Annotated in this window: 19 protein-coding genes; 8 read left to right on the top strand and 11 right to left on the bottom strand. The window is 68.1% G+C overall.

Features of this window, described 5'->3' with window-relative positions; genetic code table 11:
• Window positions 1-50: 50 nt before the first annotated feature.
• The 4 genes from whiA to uvrC are packed head-to-tail and all read right to left on the bottom strand — an operon-like array spanning window position 51 to window position 5,177.
• The gene (gene whiA / locus MJ797_RS07535) at window positions 51-1,046 is read right to left on the bottom strand and encodes a DNA-binding protein WhiA (protein ID WP_239333128.1); all 996 of its coding nucleotides are present in this window, start codon (window positions 1,044-1,046) and stop codon (window positions 51-53) included.
• Entirely contained in the window at window positions 1,043-2,104 is a 1,062-nt protein-coding gene (gene yvcK, locus MJ797_RS07540) for a uridine diphosphate-N-acetylglucosamine-binding protein YvcK (RefSeq protein WP_239333130.1), read from the bottom strand. Before yvcK ends, whiA begins: the two co-directional genes overlap by 4 nt.
• The gene (rapZ, locus tag MJ797_RS07545) at window positions 2,101-2,973 is read right to left on the bottom strand and encodes an RNase adapter RapZ (protein WP_239333132.1); all 873 of its coding nucleotides are present in this window, start codon (window positions 2,971-2,973) and stop codon (window positions 2,101-2,103) included. Before rapZ ends, yvcK begins: the two co-directional genes overlap by 4 nt.
• Window positions 2,970-5,177, bottom strand: a complete 2,208-nt coding sequence (gene uvrC / locus MJ797_RS07550) for an excinuclease ABC subunit UvrC (protein ID WP_239333134.1) — start codon at window positions 5,175-5,177, stop codon at window positions 2,970-2,972. The genes rapZ and uvrC overlap by 4 nt, the downstream gene beginning before the upstream one ends.
• Window positions 5,178-5,640: 463 nt before the next feature.
• Here uvrC and MJ797_RS07555 point away from each other — a divergent pair, with 463 nt between their 5' ends.
• Entirely contained in the window at window positions 5,641-6,054 is a 414-nt protein-coding gene (locus MJ797_RS07555; RefSeq protein ID WP_239309447.1) for an SsgA family sporulation/cell division regulator, read from the top strand.
• 71 nt (window positions 6,055-6,125) lie between these two features.
• Here the strand turns inward: MJ797_RS07555 and uvrA are convergent, their stop codons facing one another.
• The gene (gene uvrA, locus MJ797_RS07560; protein WP_239333136.1) at window positions 6,126-9,014 is read right to left on the bottom strand and encodes an excinuclease ABC subunit UvrA; all 2,889 of its coding nucleotides are present in this window, start codon (window positions 9,012-9,014) and stop codon (window positions 6,126-6,128) included.
• 208 nt (window positions 9,015-9,222) lie between these two features.
• On the opposite strand from uvrA, the gene MJ797_RS07565 reads away from it, so the two are divergent.
• Window positions 9,223-9,894, top strand: coding sequence for an MBL fold metallo-hydrolase (locus MJ797_RS07565; RefSeq protein ID WP_239333138.1), 672 nt, complete (start codon window positions 9,223-9,225; stop codon window positions 9,892-9,894).
• A 27-nt stretch (window positions 9,895-9,921) separates the two neighbouring features.
• On the opposite strand, the gene MJ797_RS07570 is transcribed toward MJ797_RS07565, so the two are convergent.
• Complete coding sequence (locus tag MJ797_RS07570) at window positions 9,922-10,551, bottom strand: DUF1003 domain-containing protein (RefSeq protein ID WP_239333140.1); 630 nt, start codon at window positions 10,549-10,551, stop codon at window positions 9,922-9,924.
• 436 nt (window positions 10,552-10,987) lie between these two features.
• Between MJ797_RS07570 and MJ797_RS07575 the strand changes: the two genes are divergently transcribed.
• Window positions 10,988-12,034, top strand: a complete 1,047-nt coding sequence (locus MJ797_RS07575) for a 2-oxoglutarate and iron-dependent oxygenase domain-containing protein (protein WP_239333142.1) — start codon at window positions 10,988-10,990, stop codon at window positions 12,032-12,034.
• A 78-nt stretch (window positions 12,035-12,112) separates the two neighbouring features.
• Here the strand turns inward: MJ797_RS07575 and MJ797_RS07580 are convergent, their stop codons facing one another.
• The gene (locus MJ797_RS07580; protein WP_239333144.1) at window positions 12,113-14,128 is read right to left on the bottom strand and encodes an acyl-CoA dehydrogenase family protein; all 2,016 of its coding nucleotides are present in this window, start codon (window positions 14,126-14,128) and stop codon (window positions 12,113-12,115) included.
• 201 nt (window positions 14,129-14,329) lie between these two features.
• On the opposite strand from MJ797_RS07580, the gene MJ797_RS07585 reads away from it, so the two are divergent.
• Window positions 14,330-14,989, top strand: coding sequence for a TetR/AcrR family transcriptional regulator (locus tag MJ797_RS07585; protein WP_239333146.1), 660 nt, complete (start codon window positions 14,330-14,332; stop codon window positions 14,987-14,989).
• A gap of 191 nt (window positions 14,990-15,180) precedes the next feature.
• Here MJ797_RS07585 and MJ797_RS07590 read toward each other — a convergent pair whose 3' ends face one another.
• Both MJ797_RS07590 and MJ797_RS07595 read right to left on the bottom strand, forming a co-directional pair.
• Entirely contained in the window at window positions 15,181-16,071 is an 891-nt protein-coding gene (locus tag MJ797_RS07590; protein WP_239333148.1) for a PfkB family carbohydrate kinase, read from the bottom strand.
• A 125-nt stretch (window positions 16,072-16,196) separates the two neighbouring features.
• On the bottom strand, window positions 16,197-17,435 hold the full coding sequence (locus MJ797_RS07595) for a peptidase M50 (protein WP_239333150.1): 1,239 nt from the start codon (window positions 17,433-17,435) through the stop codon (window positions 16,197-16,199).
• Window positions 17,436-17,854: 419 nt separating this feature from the next.
• Between MJ797_RS07595 and MJ797_RS07600 the strand changes: the two genes are divergently transcribed.
• Both MJ797_RS07600 and MJ797_RS07605 read left to right on the top strand, forming a co-directional pair.
• Window positions 17,855-19,471: a WXG100 family type VII secretion target gene (locus MJ797_RS07600; RefSeq protein WP_239333152.1), complete on the top strand. Its 1,617-nt coding sequence runs from the start codon at window positions 17,855-17,857 to the stop codon at window positions 19,469-19,471.
• The gene (locus MJ797_RS07605) at window positions 19,468-19,797 is read left to right on the top strand and encodes a hypothetical protein (protein WP_239333154.1); all 330 of its coding nucleotides are present in this window, start codon (window positions 19,468-19,470) and stop codon (window positions 19,795-19,797) included. The genes MJ797_RS07600 and MJ797_RS07605 overlap by 4 nt, the downstream gene beginning before the upstream one ends.
• A 77-nt stretch (window positions 19,798-19,874) precedes the next feature.
• Here the strand turns inward: MJ797_RS07605 and uvrB are convergent, their stop codons facing one another.
• Window positions 19,875-21,971 carry an excinuclease ABC subunit UvrB gene (uvrB, locus tag MJ797_RS07610; protein WP_305039692.1) on the bottom strand — a complete coding sequence of 699 codons (2,097 nt, stop codon included), beginning with the start codon at window positions 21,969-21,971 and terminating at the stop codon, window positions 19,875-19,877.
• 161 nt (window positions 21,972-22,132) lie between these two features.
• Entirely contained in the window at window positions 22,133-22,771 is a 639-nt protein-coding gene (gene coaE / locus MJ797_RS07615; protein ID WP_239333204.1) for a dephospho-CoA kinase, read from the bottom strand.
• 231 nt (window positions 22,772-23,002) lie between these two features.
• Here coaE and MJ797_RS07620 point away from each other — a divergent pair, with 231 nt between their 5' ends.
• Window positions 23,003-24,064: a M4 family metallopeptidase gene (locus MJ797_RS07620; protein WP_239333156.1), complete on the top strand. Its 1,062-nt coding sequence runs from the start codon at window positions 23,003-23,005 to the stop codon at window positions 24,062-24,064.
• Window positions 24,065-24,180: 116 nt separating this feature from the next.
• Window positions 24,181-24,504 (top strand): protealysin inhibitor emfourin, encoded by a 324-nt coding sequence (locus tag MJ797_RS07625; protein WP_239333158.1) that lies wholly within the window; start codon window positions 24,181-24,183, stop codon window positions 24,502-24,504.
• Window positions 24,505-24,541: the final 37 nt, after the last annotated feature.

Consider the following 24,541-nt stretch of genomic DNA (forward strand, 5'->3'; position numbering starts at 1 on the left):
GTTCCTTGATCCACGCCCCTACTGCCGGGGCGCTCTAAACGTGGGTGTGCTCAGGCGTTCTCGAGGAGATCCGGCGAGACACTCGCCTCGGTGTTTGGCAGCCCGAGCGCGTGCGCCCGCTTGTCAGCCAGCGCAAGCAGCCGCCGGATCCGACCGGCGACCGCGTCCTTGGTCAGCGGCGGGTCCGCGAGCGCGCCCAGCTCCTCCAGGGAGGCCTGGGCATGCTCCAGACGCAGCTGCCCGGCGGCGAGCAGATGCCCCGGCGCGTCGTCGCCCAGAATCCTCAACGCGGCCTGGACCCGGGCACCGGCCGCAACCGCCGCCCGCGCGGAACGGCGAAGGTTGGCATCGTCGAAGTTCGCCAGCCGGTTCGCGGTTGCCCGCACCTCCCGGCGCATCCGCCGGTCCTCCCAGGCGAGCAGGCTGTCATGCGCACCGATTTTTGTCAGCAGCACGCTGATCGCGTCGCCGTCCCGGATCACCACCCGGTCAACCCCGCGCACATCCCGGCTCTTGGCCGCGACACCGAGCCGGCGGGCCGCGCCGACCAGCGCGAGCGCGGCCTCCGGCCCCGGCGAAGTGATCTCCAAGGAGCAGGAGCGGCCCGGCTCGGTCAGCGAACCGTGGGCCAGGAACGCCCCGCGCCACGCAGCCGCGGCGTCGCAGGACGCGCCCGTCACCACCTGCGGCGGCAATCCCCGCACCGGTCGGCCCCGCTGGTCAAGCAGCCCGGTCGACCGCGCCAGCTGCTCACCGTCACGCTCCACCCGGACGATGTAGCGCGCCGAACGGCGCAGCCCACCCGCGGCGAGCACCGCGATGCCCGACGGGAAGCCGAACACCTCCGCGATCTCGCGGCGCAGCCTGCGGGCGGTGGCGCCCGCGTCGAGTTCGGCTTCGACGACGATGCGGCCACGCACGATGTGCAGCCCGCCACCGAAGCGCAACAACGCGGCCATCTCCGCTCTGCGACAACATGGCTTCGCCACCCGCAACCGGCTGAGCTCGTCCTTGACGGTGGCGGTCATTGCGGCCACACGAATCATTCCTCACCTTCACGAGCGGAGACGGTGGCCGCGGGATCGCCGCGCACCGCATCGTCTGAAACCAGCTTGTCGTCCGCGACTGGACCTGGCCGGACGCCGGAACCGGCCCCTGCCATCCCGGCGAACACCGCCTTGAACGCGGCGGCCAGCCGTCGCGGGTCATGGCGCGGCTCACCGGGGTAGGCGACCGGTACGAGGTGCAGCCGCGCTCCCAGATCGGCCGCGGCACGGGCGAGCGCGCCCGGCTCACCGACCGCGTCGCGGTCCGCGATCACGACATCGAACAGGAGGCCCGGCGCATGCTTCCCGATGACCCGCAGATGCGCCTCGGGCGGATAACCGGCGGTCTCACCGGGCTGTGGCACCAGGTTCAGGACCACGACGCGGCGAGCCGGCGAACCGAGCAGGCGCTCGGTCATCTCGGGCACCAGCAGATGAGGCAGCACGCTGGTGTAGAGCGAACCCGGGCCGAACACCACCCACTCGGCCCGCTCGACGGCGTCCAGCGCCGGTGGGCACGCCGGAGGCGTCGCGGGCTGCAGACGCAGGCTCCGGACCCGGCCGGCGGTGGTAGCCACCTCCGCCTGGCCGTGGACCTCGACGACGGCGGCCGGCTGAACCGGGTCGAGCCCGGCCACCTCGGCGACGATGTCGATGCCCGTGTCCGACAGCGGCAGCACCCGCCCGGAGGCCCCCAGCAGCCTGGCCGCAAGGTCGAGCGCGGCCACCGCGGAACCCTGGCGTTCGGCGAGCGCCGTCAGCACCAGATTACCGACAGCGTGACCGGCGAGCGGGCCGCGGCCACCGAACCGGTGCTGGAACAGCTCCGCCCAGGTGGCCGACCAGGTGTCGGCACCGGCGAGCGCGGCCAGCGCCATGCGCAGATCACCCATGGGCAGCGCTCCCAGCTCGTTGCGGAGCCGGCCCGACGATCCACCGTCATCACCTACTGTCACGACGGCGGTGAGATGCTGGGTGATGCGCCGCAACGCCCGCAGGGACGCGGCCAAACCGTGGCCACCGCCGAAAGCCACCACCGCGGGACCGGTACCCGTCACTCCCGCCCCAGATCACGATGGACGACCCGGACACCGACGCCGTCGCCCGCGAGCCGCGCGGCGAGCTGTTCGGCCATGGCCACACTGCGGTGCTTGCCACCGGTGCACCCGACCGCGAGTGTCAGATAACGCTTGCCTTCCCGCACGTACCCCTCCCCCACCAGCCGCAGCAACGCCGCGTACTGGTCGATGAACTCCGCTGCCCCTGGCTGGGCCAGGACGTAGTCACGAACATCTGGATCACGGCCGGTGAACGGTCGCAGTGCCTCCACCCAGTGCGGATTCGGCAGGAACCGGCAGTCGGCCACCAGGTCGGCGTCCAGCGGCAGACCGTACTTGTAGCCGAAGGAGACCACCGTCGCGTTCAGGCGGTTCCCGCTCGGCTGGCCGAACGCGGTGTCAATCTTGGCCCGCAACTCGTGGACGTTGAGATCGGTGGTGTCCAGGACCAGGTCCGACTCGCCGCGCAGCTCCGCCAGCAGCGCGCGCTCACGGCTGATGCCGTCGACCACCCGTCCGTCGCCCTGGAGCGGATGCGGCCGGCGGACGTGGTCGAACCTGCGGACCAGCGTCTCGTCCGAGGCCTCCAGAAAGAGCACCTGCGGATGCATGCCACGGGCCTCGAGCGCGTCCAGCGTCGCGCGCAGGTCGGAGAAGAACGCCCGGCCGCGGACGTCCACGACCACGGCGATGCGATTGACCGCGCCCTGTGACCGCAGCCCGAGTTCGGTCATGGTGGCTAACAATGCCGGTGGGAGGTTGTCAACGACGAACCAGCCGAGATCCTCCAGGCACTTGGCCGCGGTGCTGCGGCCAGCTCCGGACAACCCGGTGATGATGGCGAGGTCAAGCGGCACGGCGGAGGTCATGTGGGAACACCCCAGGTTGACGTGGTATCGGGACCGGGCCCAGCGGTGGTGGTGCCGGCCGCGGCAGCTCCCGATGGCCCCGGTTCGGGCGCGGACACCGCGGGTGGGGGCACCGGCGCGGTTCCGTCAGTCCCAAGAATTTCCCCCGTGTACGGGTCGACCGCGGGTGGGGCGACCGCCGCGGCTCCCGGCCCGGTCGCGGCCAGCGCGTCCACCACGGCCTGGGCCGTCCGCCGGCCGATGCCTGGAACCTCGGCGATCTGGTCGGCCGTTGCCCGGCGTATCCGAGCGAGCGAGCCGAACGTCGCCAGCAGCGCTTTGCGGCGCGTCTCACCGAGCCCCGGCACGTCGTCGAGCAGCGAATGAACCATGGCCTGGGAGCGCTTCTGGCGATGATAGGTGATCGCGAACCGGTGCGCCTCGTCCCGGATCCGTTGCAACAGGTACAGCGCCTCGCTGGTGCGGGGCAGAATCACCGGATCATCCTCAGCCGGCAGCCACACCTCCTCCAGCCGCTTGGCGAGCCCGCACAGGGCGATGCCGCCGGGGCCGCTGTCGATACCGAGCGCGTCCAGAGCTCGGCGGGCCGCGGCGACCTGTGGGGGGCCGCCGTCGACAACGACCAGGCTGGGCGGGTAGGCAAAACGCCTCGACCGGTCCGTGACCGGGCCCGGCGGGGTGCTGGACGGGTTCGCCAGCCCGGCGACGTCCTCGTCCTCGGTGCGCGCCTGCTCGGCAAGGTAGCGACTGAACCGCCGGCTGATCGTCTCGTACATGCTCGCGACGTCGTCCTGCCCGTCCACCCCGCGGATGGCGAACCGCCGGTACTCCGACTTGCGGGGCAGCCCGTCCTCGAAGACGACCATGCTCGCGACGACGTTGCTGCCCTGCAGGTTGGAGATGTCGAACGACTCGATCCGCAGCGGTGGCTCGGCCAGGCCGAGCGCGTCCTGGATGTCCGACAGCGCCCGGCTGCGCGCGGACAGATCACCGGCCCGTTTCGTGCGATGCAGGGTGAAGGCCTGGGCCGCGTTGCGCTCGACGGTCTCCAGCAGGGTCCGCTTGTTCCCACGGCGAGGAACCCGCAGGTCGACCTGGCTGCCACGGGCGGCGCTGAGCAGCTCGGCCACGGCGGCCGCGTCCGGCGGGAGCACCGGGACGAGCACCTCTCGCGGGATCTCGTTGGCGGCGCCGGGGCCGGCGGGCTCGCCGGCCCCGGCCAAGGCGTCGGTCCGGGCAGCGGCCTGGGGGGCGGCCTGGGGGGCGGCCTGTGACAGGTACTCCTGGGCGAGGAACTGCTCGACCAGCTCCCCTGTGGTCAGCTCCTCGAGCTTGTCGACCACCCAGCCGCGCTGGCCGCGGACCCGGCCGTCACGCACGTAGAAGACCTGGACGGCGGCTTCAAGATCGTCCTGGGCGAACGCTATGACGTCGGCGTCGGTGCCGTCGGGCAGCACCACGGCCTGTTTTTCCATGGCCTGGCGCAGAGCGCCGATGTCGTCCCGCAGCCGCGCGGCGCTCTCGTACCGCTGCTCCGCCGCGGCCTGCGCCATCTCGCGTTCGAGCGTGCGGATGTACCGGTCGGTCCGCCCGGACATGAAGTCGCAGAAATTCTCGACGATGCGACGGTGCTCGGCCGCGTCGACCCGGCCCACGCACGGTGCCGAGCAGCGGCCGATGTAGCCGAGCAGGCAGGGGCGGCCCATCTGACCCGCGCGCTTGAACACGCCCGCACCGCACGTACGGGCCGGGAAGACGCGCAGCAGGAGGTCGAGGGTCTCCCGGATGGCCCACGCGTGGGGGTACGGACCGAAGTAACGGACGCCGGCGCGCTTGGGACCGCGCATGACCTGCAGCCGGGGGAACTCCTCGTGCAGCGTCACCGCGAGGCTCGGGTAGCTCTTGTCGTCCCGGTAGCGAACATTGAAGCGAGGATCGAACTCCTTGATCCAGGTGTACTCGAGCTGAAGCGCTTCGACCTCCGTCGACACCACCGTCCAGTCGACCGCGCTCGCGGTCGTCACCATGTGCTGAGTACGGGGGTGGAGGTTGTGTATATCGGTGAAGTAGGTTGACAACCTGGCGCGAAGGTTCTTCGCTTTGCCCACGTACACCACGCGGCCGTGCTCGTCGGAGAACCGGTACACCCCGGGTGTCGCCGGAACCGATCCCGGCGCGGGACGGTAGGACGCCGGATCAGCCATGAACCGAGCCTACGGCGCGCCGGACAGCCATCGAACAACGCCTCCACGTAACCATTTCATCACGCTGGGCATCTGCCCTTGAAGGGCGGCCATGACCCGGGGCGGAACAAAGCCCCGTGACGACCATGGCTGGGCATATCTCACAGCTGGCGGGACACCCGTCATGGCGCGGGGCGGCCGGCGATGCCAGGGTCCATGCTCGGAGACCATGAGCGGTGTGCAAACCATGGCCCGTCAGGCGCTCGCCGTCCGATGGCCACGACGACCGGTCCGACCGGCGCTGATCCCGCGACACCTGCGTGCCGCCATCCCCGGAGAGGGCCTCCTGAGGCTGGCGTCGACCTTGTCCAGGCTGGTCCCGAACAAGTCCCTTAACGTGTTCCGGGTGGCATCTTGCCTGACCGGCTGTCACCCTCGATACCGCGGTGCACAGCGTCGCTGGATGACGAAGGAGGCACGACGGATGCAGGTGGACGATGTGACCACCGAGTTGGTCGTCAATGACGCACCTTCCCGCGGGCGGCTGACCGTGCTGCAGGTGAGCTGGCGACGGGCCGACCCGCTTGCCGTGACGTTGGAACTCATCTCCCGGCCCGATCATCCGGCGCTGCCGCGAGGCACCTGGGTGGTGCTGCGAGACGCGCTACGCGCCGGTCTGGACATCCCCACCGGCGGCGGTGACGTGCGGATCACCCCGGAACCGGACCGCGGCTGTGTGCGGCTCGATCTGACATCTCGTGAACTCCACTCCGTCGTCCGGCTGGACATCGAGGCCGCACGGGCGTTCCTCGACGCGACCGAACAGGTGGTTCCCCGCGGTGCGGAACGTTCTGCCGAGGAACTCGACGCCGTTCTGGCCGATCTGCTACGTACCTGACCTCCGCGTACCCGGTCTGGGGCCGTGCGGACCTGTCCCGTTGTCCCGCGGCGTGACAGGAACCCCGGCGGTCAGGACGCGGCTGACGCCGGCCCGGCCGCCGGCCCGAAGCCGGCCCGTGGCCCGAGGATCTCCCGGAGGAACAGCCCAGTATGGCTGCTCTCGACCGTGGCGACCACCTCGGGCGGTCCTTCGGCGACGACCCGTCCGCCACCGGTCCCGCCCTCCGGCCCCATGTCGATGACCCAGTCCGCCGTCTTGATGACGTCCAGGTTGTGCTCGATGACGATGACCGTGTTGCCAGTGTCCACAAGGCGGCCGAGAACGCCCAGCAGTTTACGGATGTCCTCGAAGTGCAGCCCGGTCGTGGGCTCGTCCAGCACGTAGGCGGTGCGGCCGGTGGAGCGCCGCTGGAGCTCGGCGGCGAGTTTGACCCGTTGCGCCTCCCCACCGGACAGCGTCGGTGCCGACTGGCCGAGCCTGACGTAGCCGAGACCGACGTCGTTGAGGGTGCGCAGATGCCGGGCGATCGCGGGAACGGCCGCGAAGAACTCCGCGGCCTCCTCGATCGGCATATCGAGGACCTCGGCGATGCTCCGGTTCTTGTAGTGGACCTCCAGCGTCTCCCGGTTGTACCGAGCACCGTGGCAGACCTCACACGGCACGTACACGTCCGGCAGGAAGTTCATCTCGATCTTGAGAGTGCCGTCCCCGGCGCAGGCCTCGCAGCGGCCGCCCTTGACGTTGAACGAGAATCGCCCGGGGAGGTACCCACGGACCTTGGCCTCGGTGGTCTCGGCGAACAGGCGGCGAACGTGGTCGAAAACGCCGGTGTAGGTGGCGGGGTTCGACCGCGGGGTCCGGCCGATCGGGGACTGGTCAACCCTGACGACCTTATCAAGATGATCAATGCCGGTGACGCTACGATGCCGTCCCGGCACTTCCCGAGCGCCGTTGAGCTTGTTCGCCAGTACCGCGGCCAGGATGTCGTTGACGAGAGTGGACTTCCCCGAGCCGGAGACGCCCGTGACAGCCACGAAACAGCCGAGGGGGAACGACACCGTCACATCCCGCAGGTTGTGCTCACGGGCCGCGTGGACGGTCAGCGCGCGGCCCGTGGCCGGCTGCCGCCGGATGTCGGGCACCGGTATCTCACAGCGGCGCGACAGGTACGCCCCGGTGATCGAGGACTCCTCGCTGAGCAACGCCTCCACCGAACCGGACACGACGACCGTGCCGCCATGCTCACCAGCCCCCGGCCCGATGTCCACCACCCAGTCGGCGGCGCGGATCGTGTCCTCGTCGTGTTCGACGACGATCAGGGTGTTACCGAGGTCGCGCAGCCGGACCAGCGTCTGGATGAGGCGACGGTTGTCCCGCTGGTGCAAGCCGATCGACGGCTCGTCCAGGACGTAGAGGACCCCGACCAGCCCCGAACCGATCTGGGTGGCGAGCCTGATCCGCTGCGCTTCCCCCCCGGCCAGCGTGCCGGCGGCACGGTCCAGGGACAGGTAGTCCAGCCCGACGTCGAGCAGGAACGCGAGCCGCGCGTCGATCTCCTTGAGTACCCGGCCGGCGATCGTCCGTTCCCGCTCGGTGAGCTCGAGCGCCCGCAGGAACTCGGCGCATTCCCCGATGGCCATAGCGGCCACCTCGGCGATCGAACGACCGCCCAGGGTCACCGCCAGTGATTCGGGTTTGAGCCGGGCGCCGCGGCAGGCCGGGCAGGCGATGTCACGCATGTAGCCCTCGTAGCGCTCACGGCTGCTGTCCGACTCGGCTTCCCGATGGCGGCGGCCGAGGAAAGCGATCACCCCCTCGAAGGCGGTGAAGTACTGGCGTGACCGGCCGTACCGGTTGGTGTAGGCGACCTGGACCTCGGTCTCCCCCCGGCCGTGCAGCACAGCCTTGCGCGCGCGTTCCGGCAGGCCCTCCCAGGGGATGTCCATCCGGAAACCGAGATCGTTGGCCAGGGCCTCCAGCAGCCGGGTGAAGTACTCCTTGTTGTGGCCGGCTGACCACGGCGCGATCGCTCCGTCGTTCAGCGACAGCGTCGGGTCGGGAACGACGAGCTCGGGATCGACCTCCTTGCGGGTGCCCAGGCCGGAACAGTCCGGACAGGCACCGTACGGGGAGTTGAAGGAGAAGGACCTCGGCTCCAGCTCCTCGAACGACAGGTCGTCGTACAGGCAGGCGAGATGCTCGGAGTACATCCGCTCACGGTCGGGGTCGCCCGGGTCGCGGTCGACGAAGTCGAGCAGCACCAGACCACCACCAAGGCCGAGTGCCGTCTCGATGGAGTCGGTCAGCCGCTGCTTTGCCGACGCCTTCACCGCCAGCCGGTCAACCACGACCTCGATCGTGTGTTTACGCTGCTTCTCCAGTTTCGGCACGTCGGTGAGAGCGAGGACGCCGCCGTCGACACGCGCCCGGGCGAATCCCTTGGACTGCAGGTCCGCGAAGAGGTCGAGGTATTCGCCCTTGCGGCCCCGGACGATCGGGGCGAGCACCTGGAAGCGAGTGCCTTCGGGTAGCTCGAGCAGCCGGTCGACGATCTGCTGCGGGGTCTGCCGGGAGATCGGTCGCCCGCACTTCGGGCAGTGCGGGCGACCCGCCCGCGCGAACATCAGGCGCAGGTAGTCGTACACCTCGGTGATCGTTCCGACTGTGGACCTGGGGTTTCGTGAGGTCGACTTCTGGTCGATCGAGACGGCCGGCGACAGCCCCTCGATGAAGTCGACGTCGGGCTTGTCCATCTGGCCAAGGAACTGGCGGGCATAGGCCGACAACGACTCGACATACCGCCGCTGCCCCTCCGCGAAAATTGTGTCGAAGGCGAGGCTGGACTTTCCCGAGCCCGACAGCCCGGTAAAAACAATCAAGGAGTCCCGTGGCAGGTCGAGGTCGACATCGCGCAGGTTGTGCTCTCGCGCGCCGCGAACGACGAGACGGTCTGCCATCGTGGGATCCTTCGCGGTCTGCTCGGGTGACGGGACATGCCGCGTTCGAGGACGGATGTCCGCGGCGCCTGCCATGGTACGGACGAGCTCCGACAGCTTCGGAGCGACATCGCGGTGGGGACAGCTGAGGCGAGCCCCGCCATGGTCGCCGGCATGGCCTGGCCTGCCACGGCCACCGGCGGCGGTATGATGTTCAGCGGAGGAGAACATGGGACACGGCGAGCACGGGTATTCGGGAATGGTCGCGGCCGGCGGGCCGGCGGATGTCCGCGAGCTACCGGGGCTGACGATCATCAAGGTCGCGGTCGGTCCGATGGACAACAACGCCTACCTGCTGCGGTGCGCCGCCACCGGCGAGCAGCTTCTGATCGACGCCGCGAACGAGGCCGAGACGCTGTTGGGCCTCATCGGTGCGGCGGGGCTCACCACCGTGGTGACGAGCCACCATCATGATGATCATGTGCAGGCGCTGGACGCGGTGGTCGCGGCGACCGGGGCGAGGACGGTGGCGCACCCGGCCGACGCCGACGCCATCCCGGTGCCGACGACGGTCCTGGTCCGTGATGGCGACGAGGTGACCGTCGGCACCGCCACCCTGCGGGTGATTCACCTGGTCGGGCACACGCCGGGATCGATCGCGTTGCTCTACGACGCCGACCCGGCCGCGCCGCATCTGTTCACCGGTGACTGCCTGTTTCCCGGTGGCCCCGGTGCCACTTTCGGGAATGCCGCGGCGTTCAGCTCTCTCATGGATGACCTCGAGCGGAAGGTTTTCGGGCCACTCCCGGACGCCACCTGGATCTATCCCGGGCACGGCAGGGACACAACCATCGAGGCGGAACGGCCGCACCTCGCTGAATGGCGTGCCCGCGGCTGGTGAGCGAATACCGGGACGCCTGGACGCGACTTACGGCGTGTTTCGGAAGTCGTTGGGAGAAATCTCGGGCTCGAGGCCCGCAACCGCCGTGTCATGTAGCCGGTTCCGGCTGGCAGTGAGCGCGCGCTGCACTTCCGCCTCGATTTCGAGAGGATCGATCCCGAGCCTGCGGCCGATATGAACGGACCAGATCTCACCGCGCACATTGGTCTCGAAGTCCAGTTCGCTGCGCAGGTCGTTACGAGCTGCCTGCCGATTCTGGCTCACCATGACAAATGTGCTGAGAAAGATGGCCTCCAGGCTGACAAGCATCGTCAGCAGGCCATAAGGATAGCGGTCGAAAACCAACGCGGGACCAAACAGCCCCGTGTTCGCCACAATCCAGAGGCCGAACCACAGAGCGTGGATGTAGACAAATGTGAGACTGCCCGCAAAAGCCGTGACAGCGTCGGCCACCCGGTCCTGTGAGCTCTTCAGGCTGGCGACCAGGCGGGTCTCGTTACGGATGTGATGCCGTGGCCGCTCGCAGACCTCGGCCGGGAGCTGTCGCGGCCGAGGCCTGACGGCGTTGACCGGCCGCTCGCAGGCCGGGCAGCGGTCACCGGAACGATCGGGCGCGGCGGGCGTCTGGCTGGCATCAGCGGATTGGGCGCTGGTCATCTGCTCAGGTTCCCACTGGGGCCACAGCCATGGTGCCCGGTTCGGCTGGCCGGTCGTCCGCGGCGGGAAGAACGTGGCCCACGAAGCTCCGGCAACAGGGGCGTGGATCGGGGAGCGAGGCCGGGGCGCGTGTATCGCGAGGTGACGGAGGGAGTCACCTTAGCGATGACGCGAGGTGCGTGCCCTACGGCCGGTCGCTCTCGATGACATCAACAATACCAGCGCGGCGTCGATGGTACTGGCAATGCCGGTCTCGCTATCGAGGTGGTGACAAGAGGGCCGATCGCTGATACAGGTATTTCACCATTCTGGTTCAATCAGACGAATCGAGGGAAATTGATGCATGCCGCGAGTCCGACCGAACCCGGACGCCATGACAAGGAGCTGCTATTTCGGTACGCGCGGTAGCCGCACCCCCGCACAGAAGGAGACCGAGTTGAACGAGCTACAGACATTCCATTTACCCGAGTTCATCGACGGCACGGAATCCGACCTCGCGCTGGCGCGCGCGATGGTGCGCGCCTGGCGGAGCGACGGAATATTCCAGATTGCTACCAGCCCGGCACAGGATCAAAAAACCCAGGCCGCGATTGAATCGAGTAAACGATTTTTTCGCCTGCCCATGAAAGCCAAAAGCCAATGCGTGAGTGGGCTGACCTACAGCGGCTACATCGCGTCCGGCGAGGAGGTCACGGCCGGCGAAGCGGACTATTCCGAGATTTTCACCGTCTGTCCGGACATCGCGCTGGACGATGCCCGTGTTCAGGCGCGGTGGCCATGCCACGGCCCGGCCCCCTGGCCCGACGCCGAATACCAGCGAAGCATGCGGGTGTTCATGGACGAACTCGGCCGGGTGGGTGAGAAACTGCTGAAGCTGACAGCGCTGGGCCTGGAACTTGATGACACCGACGCGCTGACGAGGCTGACCGCCGATGGCTGGCACCATATGCGGGTCCTGCGTTTTCCCGCTTTGTCGAAGGAGAGCCGTCGCGGCATCGGCGCCCACACCGACTACGGGCTGCTGGTGATCGCCGCCCAGGATGACGTAGGCGGGCTCTACATACGTCCGCCGGTTGCCGGGGAGAAGCGGAACAGGAACTGGCTGGCGAACGAGAGCGCCGCCGGCATGTACGAGAACGAGGAGCCGTGGACGTTCGTGCGGCCGGTGCCGAGCGTACTGACGGTGTTCCCTGGTGACATTCTTCAGTTCCTGACCGACGGCTTTCTGCTCTCGACACCGCACAAGGTCAGGCTGAACACCCGAGAGCGTTTCGCGCTCGCGTACTTCCATGAGCCCAATTTTGCGGCCCGCGTCCGTCCGCTGTCCGGGACCAGCGCTGACTGCATCCACTACGGGACACATTTTACCAACATGTTCATGCGTAGTTATCCAGCACGAATTACTACCCAACGCATCCTCGCGGAGGACCGCCTGTCAGTCCTGTCCCTCCTGCGGGATGACGGCGGGCTCCTGATCAGCTGATCTCCGAGCCCGACCTGGCGGGTGACCCGCCGTACGCTTGTTGCCGGACCGCGCTAACGGTCCGGCAACAAGGCTCCGTCAACTTCCCGGAACCACACCGACCGGCGGCACGGATTCACTTTCCGCGATACCTCCCGCCAGATTTTTCACATCCTTCTCGTCCTTTTTGGTCTTCTCCTGTTTTTCCGTCCGGGTGGCAGCCGCGCCCGGCCAGTCGGTGTCCTCAGCCGCGCGGCGGGCGTCGGCGAGGAACGGCCCGCCGCCGCTCGGGTCGAGTACTCCCGCCTCCGCCCAGTCGAACCTGCCGGCCAGAACCTGTTGCGCGGCCCGGAAATTGTAGGTGTCGTCGTTGCTCCACAACGCGTCGAACAAAACATCGACCCGGCGCCGGGCCTGCCGGCAGAACAGGTCCGCCAGCTCGATGGCGGTCGGCTCACCGTCCCGCGCGAGCAGCTGCGCACGAACCACGCACGCGCTCATGGCGAACAGCTCCGCACCGATGTCGACGATACGGCCAAGAAACATCTGTCTCTTTTCCAGACCACCCTTCCAACGGCTCATCCCATAGAAGGTCGAGCGGGCCATTTTGCGCGCCGACCGTTCAACGAACCGAAGGTGAGTCGCGAGCACGCCAAACTCAGCGAAGGCACGCGGGCCGGTCCCCTCCCCCACAACCAGCCTGGGCAACCAGCGGGCGTAGAAGCCAGCCGCGCGCGCGGAGCTTCTCGCCTTGGCCGACAACGGGATCTCCGGCTCGATGATGTCCCCGGCGACCGTCAGATGAGTGTCGACCGCCTCCCGGGCGATGAGCAGTTTCATGATTTCGCTGGAGCCATCGAAGATCCGGTTGATACGCAGGTCACGCAGCATCTGCTCGGCTGGGACGGGCCGTTCGCCGCGATTGGCCAGCGATTGCGCCGTCTCGTAACCACGGCCGCCGCGGATCTGCACCATCTCGTCGGCGACCAGCCACGCCATCTCGCTCGCGTACAGCTTGGCGAGCGCGGCCTCGATCCGGATGTCCTTACCGCCTTCGTCGGCCATCATCGCGGTCAGGTCGACGACCGCCTCCATGGCGAACGCGGTCGCGGCGATAAAAGCGATCTTCTGAGCGATGGCCTCGTGGCGGCCGATCGGCTGGCCCCACTGAACCCGCTCGGCGGCCCACTCCCGGGCGATCCGCAGCGAGTACTTCGCGCCGCCGGCGCAGACCGCCGGCAGGGCCAGACGGCCGGTGTTGAGGGTCGTCAAAGCGATCTTGAGCCCTTCCCCCTCCCGGCCAAGCCGGTCTTCGACCGGTACTCTCACCCGGTCGAAGCGGGTGACACCGTTCTCGATGCCACGCAGACCCATGAACTCGTTGCGGTGCTCGACTGTGACACCGGGCGCGTGCGCGTCGACGATGAAACAGGTGATGCCGCCGTGACGCTCCGCGGCTGTCGGCACGACAGCCATCACAACCAGCCGGTCCGCGATCACACCGTTGGTGGTCCACAGCTTGCGGCCGGACAGCTCGTAGGCCACACCGCCGTCTACAGGAACGGCCTGCGCACTCATCCGCGCGGGATCGCTGCCCACATCTGGCTCGGTCAGCAGGAACGCGCTGATCTCCTCGCGGGCGACCAGTGGCAGGTACCTGCGCTTCTGCTCACGTGTGCCGAATCTGCGAACCGGCTCGGCTACCCCGATCGACTGGTGCGCCGAGAGCAGGGTCGGGATGGAGGAATGCCAACTACCGGCGAGCGCCAGCGCCCGATTGTAGTACACGGTGCTCAGCCCGAGGCCGCCATACTCCTCCGGGATCTTCATGCCCAGCGCGCCCAGCCCTTTGAGACCATCGAGGACGTCCCGCGAAATACGTCCATCCCGCTCGATCTGGAGTGGGTCCACGTGCTCACGCAGGAATTCCTCGAGCCTTTCAAGAAAGGCCTCACCGCGCTTCCTGTCGGCCTCCGACGGTCGGGGGTGCGGCGAGATGAGATCCAGGCGAAAATGCCCGAGGAAGAGCTCCTTACCGAACGACGGACGCGTCCATGCCGTCTCACGCGCGGCTTCGGCGACCTTGCGGGCGTCCTTTTCGTCCACTTGTGGCATATTCAGCTCCCAGGCTCAGCAGATCTGCTATGCCTTTCCTTCCCCGTCCGGAGCGATCTATTGTTTGTTGCCGGCTGTACGTATTGGGCGTTTTTTGGTGGTTGGGTTTTGGTGTTTGGCTAGATGAAGATCAAATTTGTCAAGAAGCATCGTCAACGTCGTTGACTACACTGTAGGTAGAAGGAAACATGAAGGAGACCAATGGAGACCGCGCAACCTCGCCACACCCGCACCCCTCGCGGGACGCTGTCCCAACAGCTGCTGCTCGACACCGCGATGGAGATCGTCGACATCGGTGGGGTCGGAGGCTTCAGCATGCGAGCGCTCGGTGCCCGGCTGAACATCGACCCCACTGCCGTCTACCGGCACTTCCGCACCAAGAACGATCTTCTGGAGGCCCTGGCCGACCGGGTGGTGCGAGGTACGGAGCCACTCCCCCACTCCGGGAGCCCCCTCGCAGACCTCCGGGAGACCTTCGCCCAGCTGCGCCGGTCGCTACTGCGCCATCCCACCCTCGCGCCGATCGTCCTGCGCCGGCCGCCGGGCGGCGAAGCCAGTTGGGAACGGACCAACCACACGATCGGCCTGCTCCGCGACGCGGGCATGCCCGATCATGAGGCGGCCAACGCCTTCCAGACGCTGCTCTTCTACACCCTCGGGCATTCCCTCACCGAAGCTCGCCACACCGCCGCGACGATCGCCCGGAAAGGGCCGGACGCCACCGTCACGCCAGTAACCGCGATCAGTCCGGCCGCTTCCCGCTACCCCCACCTCGCCGCGGCCGCCGACCACCTCGCCGCCGAGATGGAAACCCAGTTCCACGAGGGGCTGGGCCTCATCCTCGCCGCGCTCGCGATCTGACGGCCCGCCCCGCCGATGAGCGAGTCCAGCCCGAGCCCGGGGCGCACGCCCCGCCGCGACACTCGGTCTGGACACACTCACGGCTGGTGCCAGTACGCGTTCCGGACGCATCATGATCAGAAAAGATCTGACTCGTCAACGTCGTTGACTACAGTGTGGGTAAACACAGGCACCATCCCGCAGGCCGTCCCTCACAAAGGGAGCGCCGTGCTGGCCGCACCGGTGAACGTGTCAATCTCCTCACGGGACGCGATCGCCCGCGGGCCGATCCCCTCGATACTCAGGGCCGCCGCCGCGGCCGCGAACCGGACCGCCTCGCTCACCGTGCTCCCGCCTTCCAGCGAGATGAACAACGCACTGGCGAAAACGTCACCGGCCCCGGTGTCGTCGATGAGCTGAGATGCCGCGACGGCCGGGAACTCCTGCGTACCGTTCGTCAGCAGGACCTCGCATCCGCCGGCTCCCTTGGTGACCACGACGATCCCGCCGGCCCGCCGAACCGCCTCGGCCACGTTTGCCAGGTAGGGCGCCTCATAGTCCGCAAACACCACCACGTCCAGGTGCGCGGCGGTCGGGCCGTCGATCTCAAGGGGCTGGTGGTGGACGCGGCCGTGCTCGTCCCAGGAGCGGATCAGCCCCTGCGGGGTCAGGCCGAGCAGGCTGCGCGCACTCGCTCGAGCGGCCTCCTCGATGAGGATCTCCCGTGCGACGGGGGCGAGGTGCAGCACGCGGCTTTCCGGAAGCTTGTCGAGGCCTGACGCCCGGCCCGCGGATTTTTCCAGCCATTGCGCCCGAAGACCATCAATGCTTTCGTTACGAAACCGTGTCGTGTCCGCCGAAGGCTGGATGTAGAGGACCGCCTCCGTCGCGAACGGCAACCAGACCGGTGCCAGCTCGGGGCCCCGGCCCCGCCCGACTCCAGCGGCGCGAAGGCCAAGGCGTGCCGCCTGGATGATGGCGTAGACCACGCTCCCGCCGACCGCGAGCGACGCATCGGGACGGACATCGACCGTCGGGTTCCCCACCGCCAGGTAATCAAGGGGCGGAGCACTGATCAATGCCTCGGCACTCCTGATCGTCATGGCCGCAACATTACTCGCGGGGCGCCACGCCCCCGGCAGCCCGAGCGAGCCGTTCAGCGCCGCCGCGCGCTCCTGCCGCAGGCACGCAGACAGCCGGGCACGGCGTGGGAACACGACCGGAAGGATCAGCCACGGCCGGTCCGTGTGCCGGAAGCCGGCGCCACGGTCCTCCCCGTGGGCAGGGGCGTGACCGTCGCCAACGCCCCTGCGATCTCCGGATAGCCGACTGTACCGATCAGTCGCGGGCTGGCCGCGGCGTTCGGGGCTCCGTCCCCGGACATTCCGTCGCCGGCCGCACCCGCGTCGTCCAGGACAAGCGCGCAGCCGGCATCCGGACGCTCAGCCAGCCGCGGGAGCAGATCGCTCAGCAACTCACCCGGCGTGGTGGTGGGTACCGCGGCCAGTGGGACGCTGATCTTCGCCACTCGGGTGGACCAGCGGTCGTCACCCGGAACCGCAACAAGATCACACAGTTGTGTCACTCCGGTGAAAGCGCCGTTGACGTCGACCACGGCGAACACCGTCTGTCCCCCCGGCATCCGCGTGCGCGCCATCTCCTCGACAGCCGCGGACACTGTCCGCCAACCGGGCAGGATCTCGGGTGCGGGACCCATCACATCCCCGACCCGGACGCCCGCAAGCATCGTGTTCGTACGCAGCCGGGACTGTTCCGCCCGGCCCGAGGCGAGAGCGGGCCAACCGAGCAGCGCGACCCACAGACCCAGCGCACCCACCACAAAGGCCAACGCCACCCCCGCGGCGATCAGGATCCAACCGGTGATCATTCCAGCTCGGGCGACTGCCATGCCCGCCCGCTCACGGCTGCCGGTCCACCGGTGGACGATCGCGGTGAGCAGCCGCCCGCCATCGGTCCGCGGCGTGGGCAGCAGCTCCGACAACGTAATCAGCAACGCAAGAGCACCGGCCCAGAACCCGGCGCTGCCAGCCAATGCCAGCCCCCCGCCCGGGGGCAGCCAACCAAGCGTGACGAAACCCGCTCCACCGAGCCCACTGACCAGCAGCCCGGCACAGGCGACGCGGGCTCCCGTCCGCGGTTCGTGGCTGCCGATGGTGGCGGCCCGCAGCCGGCTGCCGAAGGCACCGACCGTGATCCCATCCACCCGTATGCCGGCCCGGCGGGCAACGGCGGCCCGAGCGAGGTCGGCAACCAGCAGCAGACCGAGAAGAAGCCCGGCGCCGGCGAGACCTGCGGACAGATACGCGACGGACGATCTGCCCGGCACCGTGCTGGGAAGCGTCCAGGCGCCCAGCACGAAGCTCAGGAAGCCGACGCCCACAGCTGCCCCGGGGCGCACCGAGACCGGCGTGCGGACCGTTCCCGTTGCCACCTGATCGACGGTCATGACCATTCGATCCCCTTTCCGTCGCGGTCGCAAGCTGTGACAAAGATCGCGCTATGAGATCCCTCCCAAGGCCGCCGGCACACGCGGCCCACCCGCGCCGTCCGGAGCCCACGAGGCCGGTCGGGCTTCCTCGGCCACCTCAGCGGGACAGCGGCTCCCGGGCAGTCGGCCGGGCACGGCCTGCCTCGCCGACCGGGCAGTCGGCCTGGGTGGCCGAAGAATCACGTACACGCTATTATATGGCTATCTGCCGTAATTGTTCGCTTTTGCGTCTTCGTCTCTGACCCTGCCTGGACGGTGTCCATGACAGCTCCACGCCCGCCGTTGCACGATCCCCGCGTCCATCGAGCGCGTTCCGCGGAGCACACATCCCGACCGGCAGGCCCAGAGCCCGGCCTGGCCGGACACGCGCCGCGCCGATGAGCCGTCCCAGCGACTGGAGCGTCCTCGGCCTTGATAAGGATCCGGCTCCGGGCGACCTTTATGCCGTCCGGGATCTCGCCCGGCGTTTCCTGGCATTCGCCGCTGACGTCGAACACGCGCGCGGGCAGGTCAGCGCGGCTACCACCGGCAGCGTCGCGCAGGCCTGGCTCGGTGCCGCCGGGGATGCCTTCCGCGACGGGCTCAGCGACTTCCCCGGGCAGCTGTCCCGGCTCGAGACCTCCTACCGCATGGCCGGCCAGGCACTCAAGGCCTACGCACCGATCCTGGACACCGCCCAGGCACAGGCCGGCCACGCGCTCTCCCGTGGCCGCGACGCCCGCGCCCGCCGCGACCACGCCGAAACGCTCCTCGGCCCGGCCCAGACCGCACTGACCAGCGCGACCGCCAGCCTCACGGCCCTGACCCGCGCGCACCATCCCGATACCCCGGACGTTGGGTGGCCAGACCCGGCCCAGGTCACGCGGGCACTGCGCGACCACGAAACCGCCCGGACCCGCCTCGAGTGGACCCGCGGCGCTGTTCACAGCGCTCAGGACGAGATCGAGACCGCCCGCCGCCTCGCCCTTGCCGCGGGCCAGCTGCGCGCGCACGCGGCACGTACCTGCGCTCGGGCCATCCAGGCCGCGTCCCACGCCGGCATCCGCGACAGGCCCTGGTGGTCCTGGGAAAAAATCAGAAAAACCGTCGGCGCGGTCTGGCATGCCACCGTCCGGGCCGCGAAAATCACTGTCGCTGTCTTCGGCGTCATCGCGATGCTCATCGGCGGACCGGTCACCTGGATCGTGTGCGCCGCCGCGCTTGTCATCCTGGCCGACGCGCTGGCCGCATACGCCAACGGCGAGGCCTCCGGCTGGGAGGTCGGCTTCGCGTTACTCGGCTGCGTCCCCGGCAGCAAGGGCTTCACCACCACCGCGGGGCTCGCCCGTGGCCTGCGCGGGGGTGCCGCCCTCGCCCGCGGCGCCCGCACCGCAGCCCAGCTCCGCCTCGCCACCATGGCCGCGCATCTGCGCGGCGCTTACGCCCACCCCGCCATGCTGGCAAAAGGCCTGCTCTCCCACCCGGCGGCCGCCACCCCCGACGGCCATATCCGGATGGCCGCCATTAACCTCCGCGGTAATGCCCATCGCGCCGCTCCCGACACGTTTCGGTCGCCGCGGGGACCGCAACACCACATCCGCGACGGCGTCCCGCTCGGTTTCGCCGGCCAGGAGGAGTTCCAGCGGTTCGCCGATACGCTGCACGAGGGCCTACGACAGGCCGGATATCCGGCAGCACGGGGTATCATGCACGGAAGTTCTGTGACCGGGGCCAGTTTCCGAGAAAGGATGCCGTTCGACGTGGCCAGAAAGAGCGACTTCGACGTCGCCATTGCCGATCAGTCGCTTTTCCGACGGGCGCGGGAAGCCGGCGTCGAGATTCGCGGGCACGGCAATCGGACCGCCCCACTCAGAAATCGCGAGCTCAAGGCGCTCGACCTGCTCACCCTCAGCAGAGAGCTTTCTGGCCTTGCCGGCAGAAAAGTCGCCTTCATGTCGTATCGAGACCTTTCCGCGGCTGTCAGCAGGTCGCCTTCGATTATTTTTCCAAAATGATGGACGAAATATTTCTCTACGGATCCCGCCGGGCTGACATCGACACGCTGGCCGGGGAGATCGGTGATGCGCTCGGCGTGATACCAGAAGCGCACGACAGTAGCTTTTTCGGCGCGTACTACTCCTTTGACGGAGTCGCCTTCGAAGCTCGGATCGAGCAAAACATGGATGCCCCCGAAGAGACGGAGGAAAACAAACGGTACCAGTATCCGAGCAGAAAAGATCTCGTTTTGATGATGGAAATAACGATCACGGGCGGAGATCCCGAGCAGATCAAGAAATCGATTGACCGCATCGCTGGCATGGACTTTCTACGGACCTACTGACCGCGCGGCTTCAGGCGTTCCGTGGAGCCGGCGTCCCGTCAGCGAGAAGGCGAGAAGGCGAGAAGGCGACGGAACAGCTATATGCCCGCCGCCTGCATGCCGCGCAGTTCCTTCTTCAGCTCGGCGATCTCGTCCCGCAGCCGGGCGGCCAGCTCAAACCGCAGCTCCTTGGCTGCCTCGTGCATCTGGTCATCAAGCTGGCGGATGAGCTGTGCCAGGTCGGAGCTGGGCATGCCCGCCAACTGCGCGGCGTGACGTCCGACCGCACCGTCATGGCCCGCTTTCGACGGCATGCCGGCTACCGGCGCCTGCCCGCGGGACTGTGCGCGACCACCGCCACCGATCAGCTCGCCCTGTGCGCTCTCCCGCACGAGGTCGTCAAGGATGTCGATGACCTTCTTGCGCAGCGGCTGGGGATCGACGCCGCGCTCGGCGTTGTACGCGATCTGCTTCGCGCGCCGACGGTTCGTCTCGTCGATCGCCCTGCGCATCGACGGAGTCACCGTGTCCGCGTACATGTGCACCTGGCCGGAGACGTTGCGAGCCGCTCGGCCGATAGTCTGGATCAACGACTTGTCCGACCGCAGGAAACCCTCCTTGTCCGCGTCGAGGATGGAGACCAGCGAGACCTCGGGCAGGTCAAGCCCCTCCCGCAACAGGTTGATACCCACCAGTACATCGAACTCACCCTTGCGCAGCTCGGTGAGCAGCTCGATGCGACGCAGCGTGTCAACCTCGCTGTGCAGGTAGCGGACCCGGATGCCGAGTTCGAGGAGGTAGTCGGTGAGGTCCTCGGCCATCTTCTTGGTCAGCGTGGTGACCAGCACCCGTTCGTCGCGTTCGGCACGCGTGCGGATCTCACCGATGAGGTCGTCGATCTGGCCCTTGGTCGGCTTCAGCACGACCTCCGGATCAAGCAAGCCGGTCGGCCGGATGATCTGTTCGACCACCCCATCGGACCGGGACAGTTCGTATGGCCCGGGTGTCGCCGACAGATACACGGTCTGGCCGATGCGCGCGCAGAACTCCTCCCAGCGCAGCGGCCGGTTGTCCATGGCGCTCGGCAGCCGGAAACCGTGCTCGACCAGGTTGCGCTTGCGGGACATGTCGCCCTCGAACATCCCACCGATCTGCGGGACCGTGACATGCGACTCATCGATGACCAACAGGAAATCGTCCGGGAAGTAATCGAGCAACGTGTGCGGCGCGGTGCCGGCCGCACGCCCGTCGATGTGCCGGGAGTAGTTCTCGATCCCGGAGCAGAAACCGACCTGGCGCATCATCTCGATGTCGTAGGTGGTGCGCATCCGCAGCCGCTGGGCCTCCAGCAGCTTGCCCTGGCGTTCCATCTCGGCGAGTCGCTCGGCGAGCTCCGCCTCGATGCCCGCGATCGCCCGCTCCATCCGTTCCGGGCTGGCGACATAGTGCGAGGCGGGAAAGACGAACACATCACTCGCCTCACGGACGATCTCCCCAGTCACCGGATGCAGATAGGTCATCCGTTCGATCTCGTCACCGAACATCTCGATCCGGACGGCGAGCTCCTCGTAGACGGGAAACACCTCGATGGTGTCGCCGCGAACGCGGAACGTTCCCCGGGTAAAGGCAAGATCGTTGCGAGTGTACTGGACATCGACGAACCGGCGCAGCAACCTGTCACGCTCTATTTCGTCCCCGACTCGCAGCCGGACCATACGCTCGACATACTCCTGCGGAGTACCCAGACCGTAGATGCAGCTCACGCTTGCCACCACCACCACGTCCCTACGCGTGAGCAGGCTCATGGTGGCCGAATGGCGCAGCCGCTCGACCTCCTCGTTGATGGACGAGTCCTTCTCGATATAGGTATCGGTCTGGGCGATATATGCTTCTGGCTGGTAGTAGTCGTAATACGACACGAAGTACTCAACGGCGTTGTGCGGCAGCAGCTCCCGGAACTCGTTGGCCAACTGCGCGGCGAGGGTCTTGTTCGGTGCCATCACCAGGGTCGGGCGCTGCACCTGCTCGACGAGCCACGCGGTGGTCGCCGACTTGCCGGTACCGGTCGCGCCGAGCAGGACGATGTCGGTGTCACCGGCGCGGACGCGGCGGGCGAGCTCCGCGATCGCGGCCGGCTGGTCACCGGACGGCTCGAAGTCCGACACGACCCGCAACGGCGCGGTCGAACGGTCAATGCCGCTACCCGGGCGATCGTTACCGGGATGATCAACGGCGGGGTGATCAGCGGTGGGAGGCACGTGTCCTACAACACCACAGCGGTCCGACAGTTTCCGGCCGGCATCGGTAAGCCGGCGGACAGCCGCGCCGGTGGGCGCGGCCTGGCAGTGTCACCGGCCTACGGGCAACGGCCACGCAGGCTCGTCCACACCTCGTCCACCCGAGCATGAAGATCTTCCAAACTGCCGCTGTTGTCCAGCAGGATGTCGGCCACCGCGCGGCGAGCGGAATCCGACGCCTGGTTCGCCATCCGCGCCAGTGCCTGCTCCCGCCCCAGCCCCCGAGCCTCCAGGCGGGCAAGGCGGACAGCAGGTGGCGCCTCCACGACGACAACCACATCGTAACCGCCGGAAAGCCCGGCCTCGACGAGCAACGGCACGTCGTACACGACCACCGCGTCGCTGGGAGCGGCGGCCATGCGGCGGACCGCCTCCGCACCGACCAGTGGATGTGTGATCGCCTCCAGGCGACGGCGGGCGGCGGAGTCGGCGAACACTACCGCCCCGAGGGCCTCCCGATCAAGGCTGCCATCGGCGCGCAGCAGATGCGGCCCGAACTCCGCCACAACGGCCAGCAGCCCCGGCGTGCCCACGGCGACGACCTCCCGCGCGATCGCGTCCGCGTCGATCACAACGGCACCGTGGCCGGCCAGCATACGCGCCACCGCGCTCTTGCCCGCGCCGATCCCACCGGTCAGCCCCACTCGCAGCACGTCGCCGAGTCTGCCGCATCCCCGGTTGTCCCGATACGGCGGCATCCGGATAAGAGCGACCGGCAATAGGGACACAGGGTCCTGACCTGGGCTCGGGCAGCGAACCCACTCCGGTGAGTGACCGAAATCGAAAAACAATATATAAAAAAATAATAGTAGACATATAGCGCGATATCCATCATGGTCGGCGGTGAGCCCGTGACGTTCCGGCCGCTGGTCGCGCCGTGACCGAAGACCGGCATCCGACGTTCACGTCCGTCCTCCAGGAGCTGCCTCATGGCCGGATACCACCGCCGCGCGCCCTGCGCGGTACCGTCGCACCTGCTCGAGCGCATCGCGCGCAACGGCACCGACGAGCAGCGCTCCTGGGCGCTGTCCACGCTGGCCCACGACACCTCGGTGCGCTCCGTGCGGATGTATAATGCCCTGCTGCGCAACCGCCCCACAGACACGCTGCTGCCCCGGCTGGCGTCAGCCGGCACGGCCGACCGGGTCGTCTGCGACGCCACCGGCACGGAGATCCTGCCGGGGCGGCCCGTACGCGCCGAAGGCGGCGATCCCACCGGGGATACCGCCACCAACGAGGCATACGACGGCCTCGGCGCGGCCTTCACCTTCCTGCGGGACGTCTACGGCCGTGACTCCATCGATGACGAGGGAGTCACGCTGCGCGCGAGCGTCCACTACGGCGACCACTACGACAACGCGTTCTGGGACGGTCGGCAGCTGGTTTTCGGCGACGGCGACGGCGAGCTGTTCAGCGGTTTCACCACCTCTCTGGACATCATCGGACACGAACTGACACACGGCGTGACCGAGGACGAGGCGCAGCTGATGTATTTCAACCAGCCAGGCGCCCTCAGCGAATCGTTGAGTGATGTTTTCGGCTCGCTGGTCAAGCAGTACGCGCTGGGGCAGACCGCCGATCAGGCCGACTGGCTGATCGGGGCGGATCTGCTCGCCCCGGGTGTGGCCGGGGTTGCGTTGCGGTCCATGAAAGAGCCTGGCACGGCGTTCGACGACCCCGTGCTCGGGGACGACAACCAGCCCGGCCACATGGACGACTACGTTCGCACCACGGCCGACAACGGCGGCGTGCACATCAACTCCGGCATCCCCAACCGCGCCTTCTACCTCGCCGCAGCGGCCATCGGCGGAAAGGCCTGGGAAAAGACCGGCCTCATCTGGTACGACACGCTACGGGCAGCGCGGCTGCGGCCGAACGCCACGTTCCGGGCCTTCGCCGCGCTCACTGTCCGGCAGGCCCGGCTGCTGTTCGGCGCCGACGAAGTGACGGCTGTCACGCAGGCATGGCGTGCCGTCGGCGTCACCGTGTAGTCAGCGTCACCGGGTAAGAACGCCGGGCAACAGGGGTGCGTCCCAGGTTCCCGGCAGTGCGATGTCGGCCGGTCCGAACTCGAGCCAGCGACACGATCATAGGTGACAATCATGGGATGAGTGATGAACACGTGCGGATCGTCCTGGAACGGTCGGGGGGGTTTGTCGGACAAGCGATCAGGCGTGGTCTCGACAGCGCCGCGCTCCCCGCCGACGAGGCCGCGCGGCTGCGTGGCCTCGTCGCTGGTGTGGAAGCGTCCGGAGGCCGCCCGGACCGCCCGTCCACCCTGGCGCCCCGCCCCGACCGCTTCACCTACACCCTGGAGGTCGACCGGGGTGGGCATCGGCTCGTCCGGCGCTTCAGCGAGCCGGTTCCCGCGGAGCTGCGCCAGCTGCTCACGCTGCTGTCGAAAGCACCGCTGCTGCCAGCCCACCGGTAGGACCGAACAGCCCCACCGGGCATGACGTACGGCCACA

The sequence above is a fragment of the Protofrankia sp. CiP3 genome, assembly GCF_917627345.1.
Classification (GTDB): domain Bacteria; phylum Actinomycetota; class Actinomycetes; order Frankiales; family Frankiaceae; genus Protofrankia.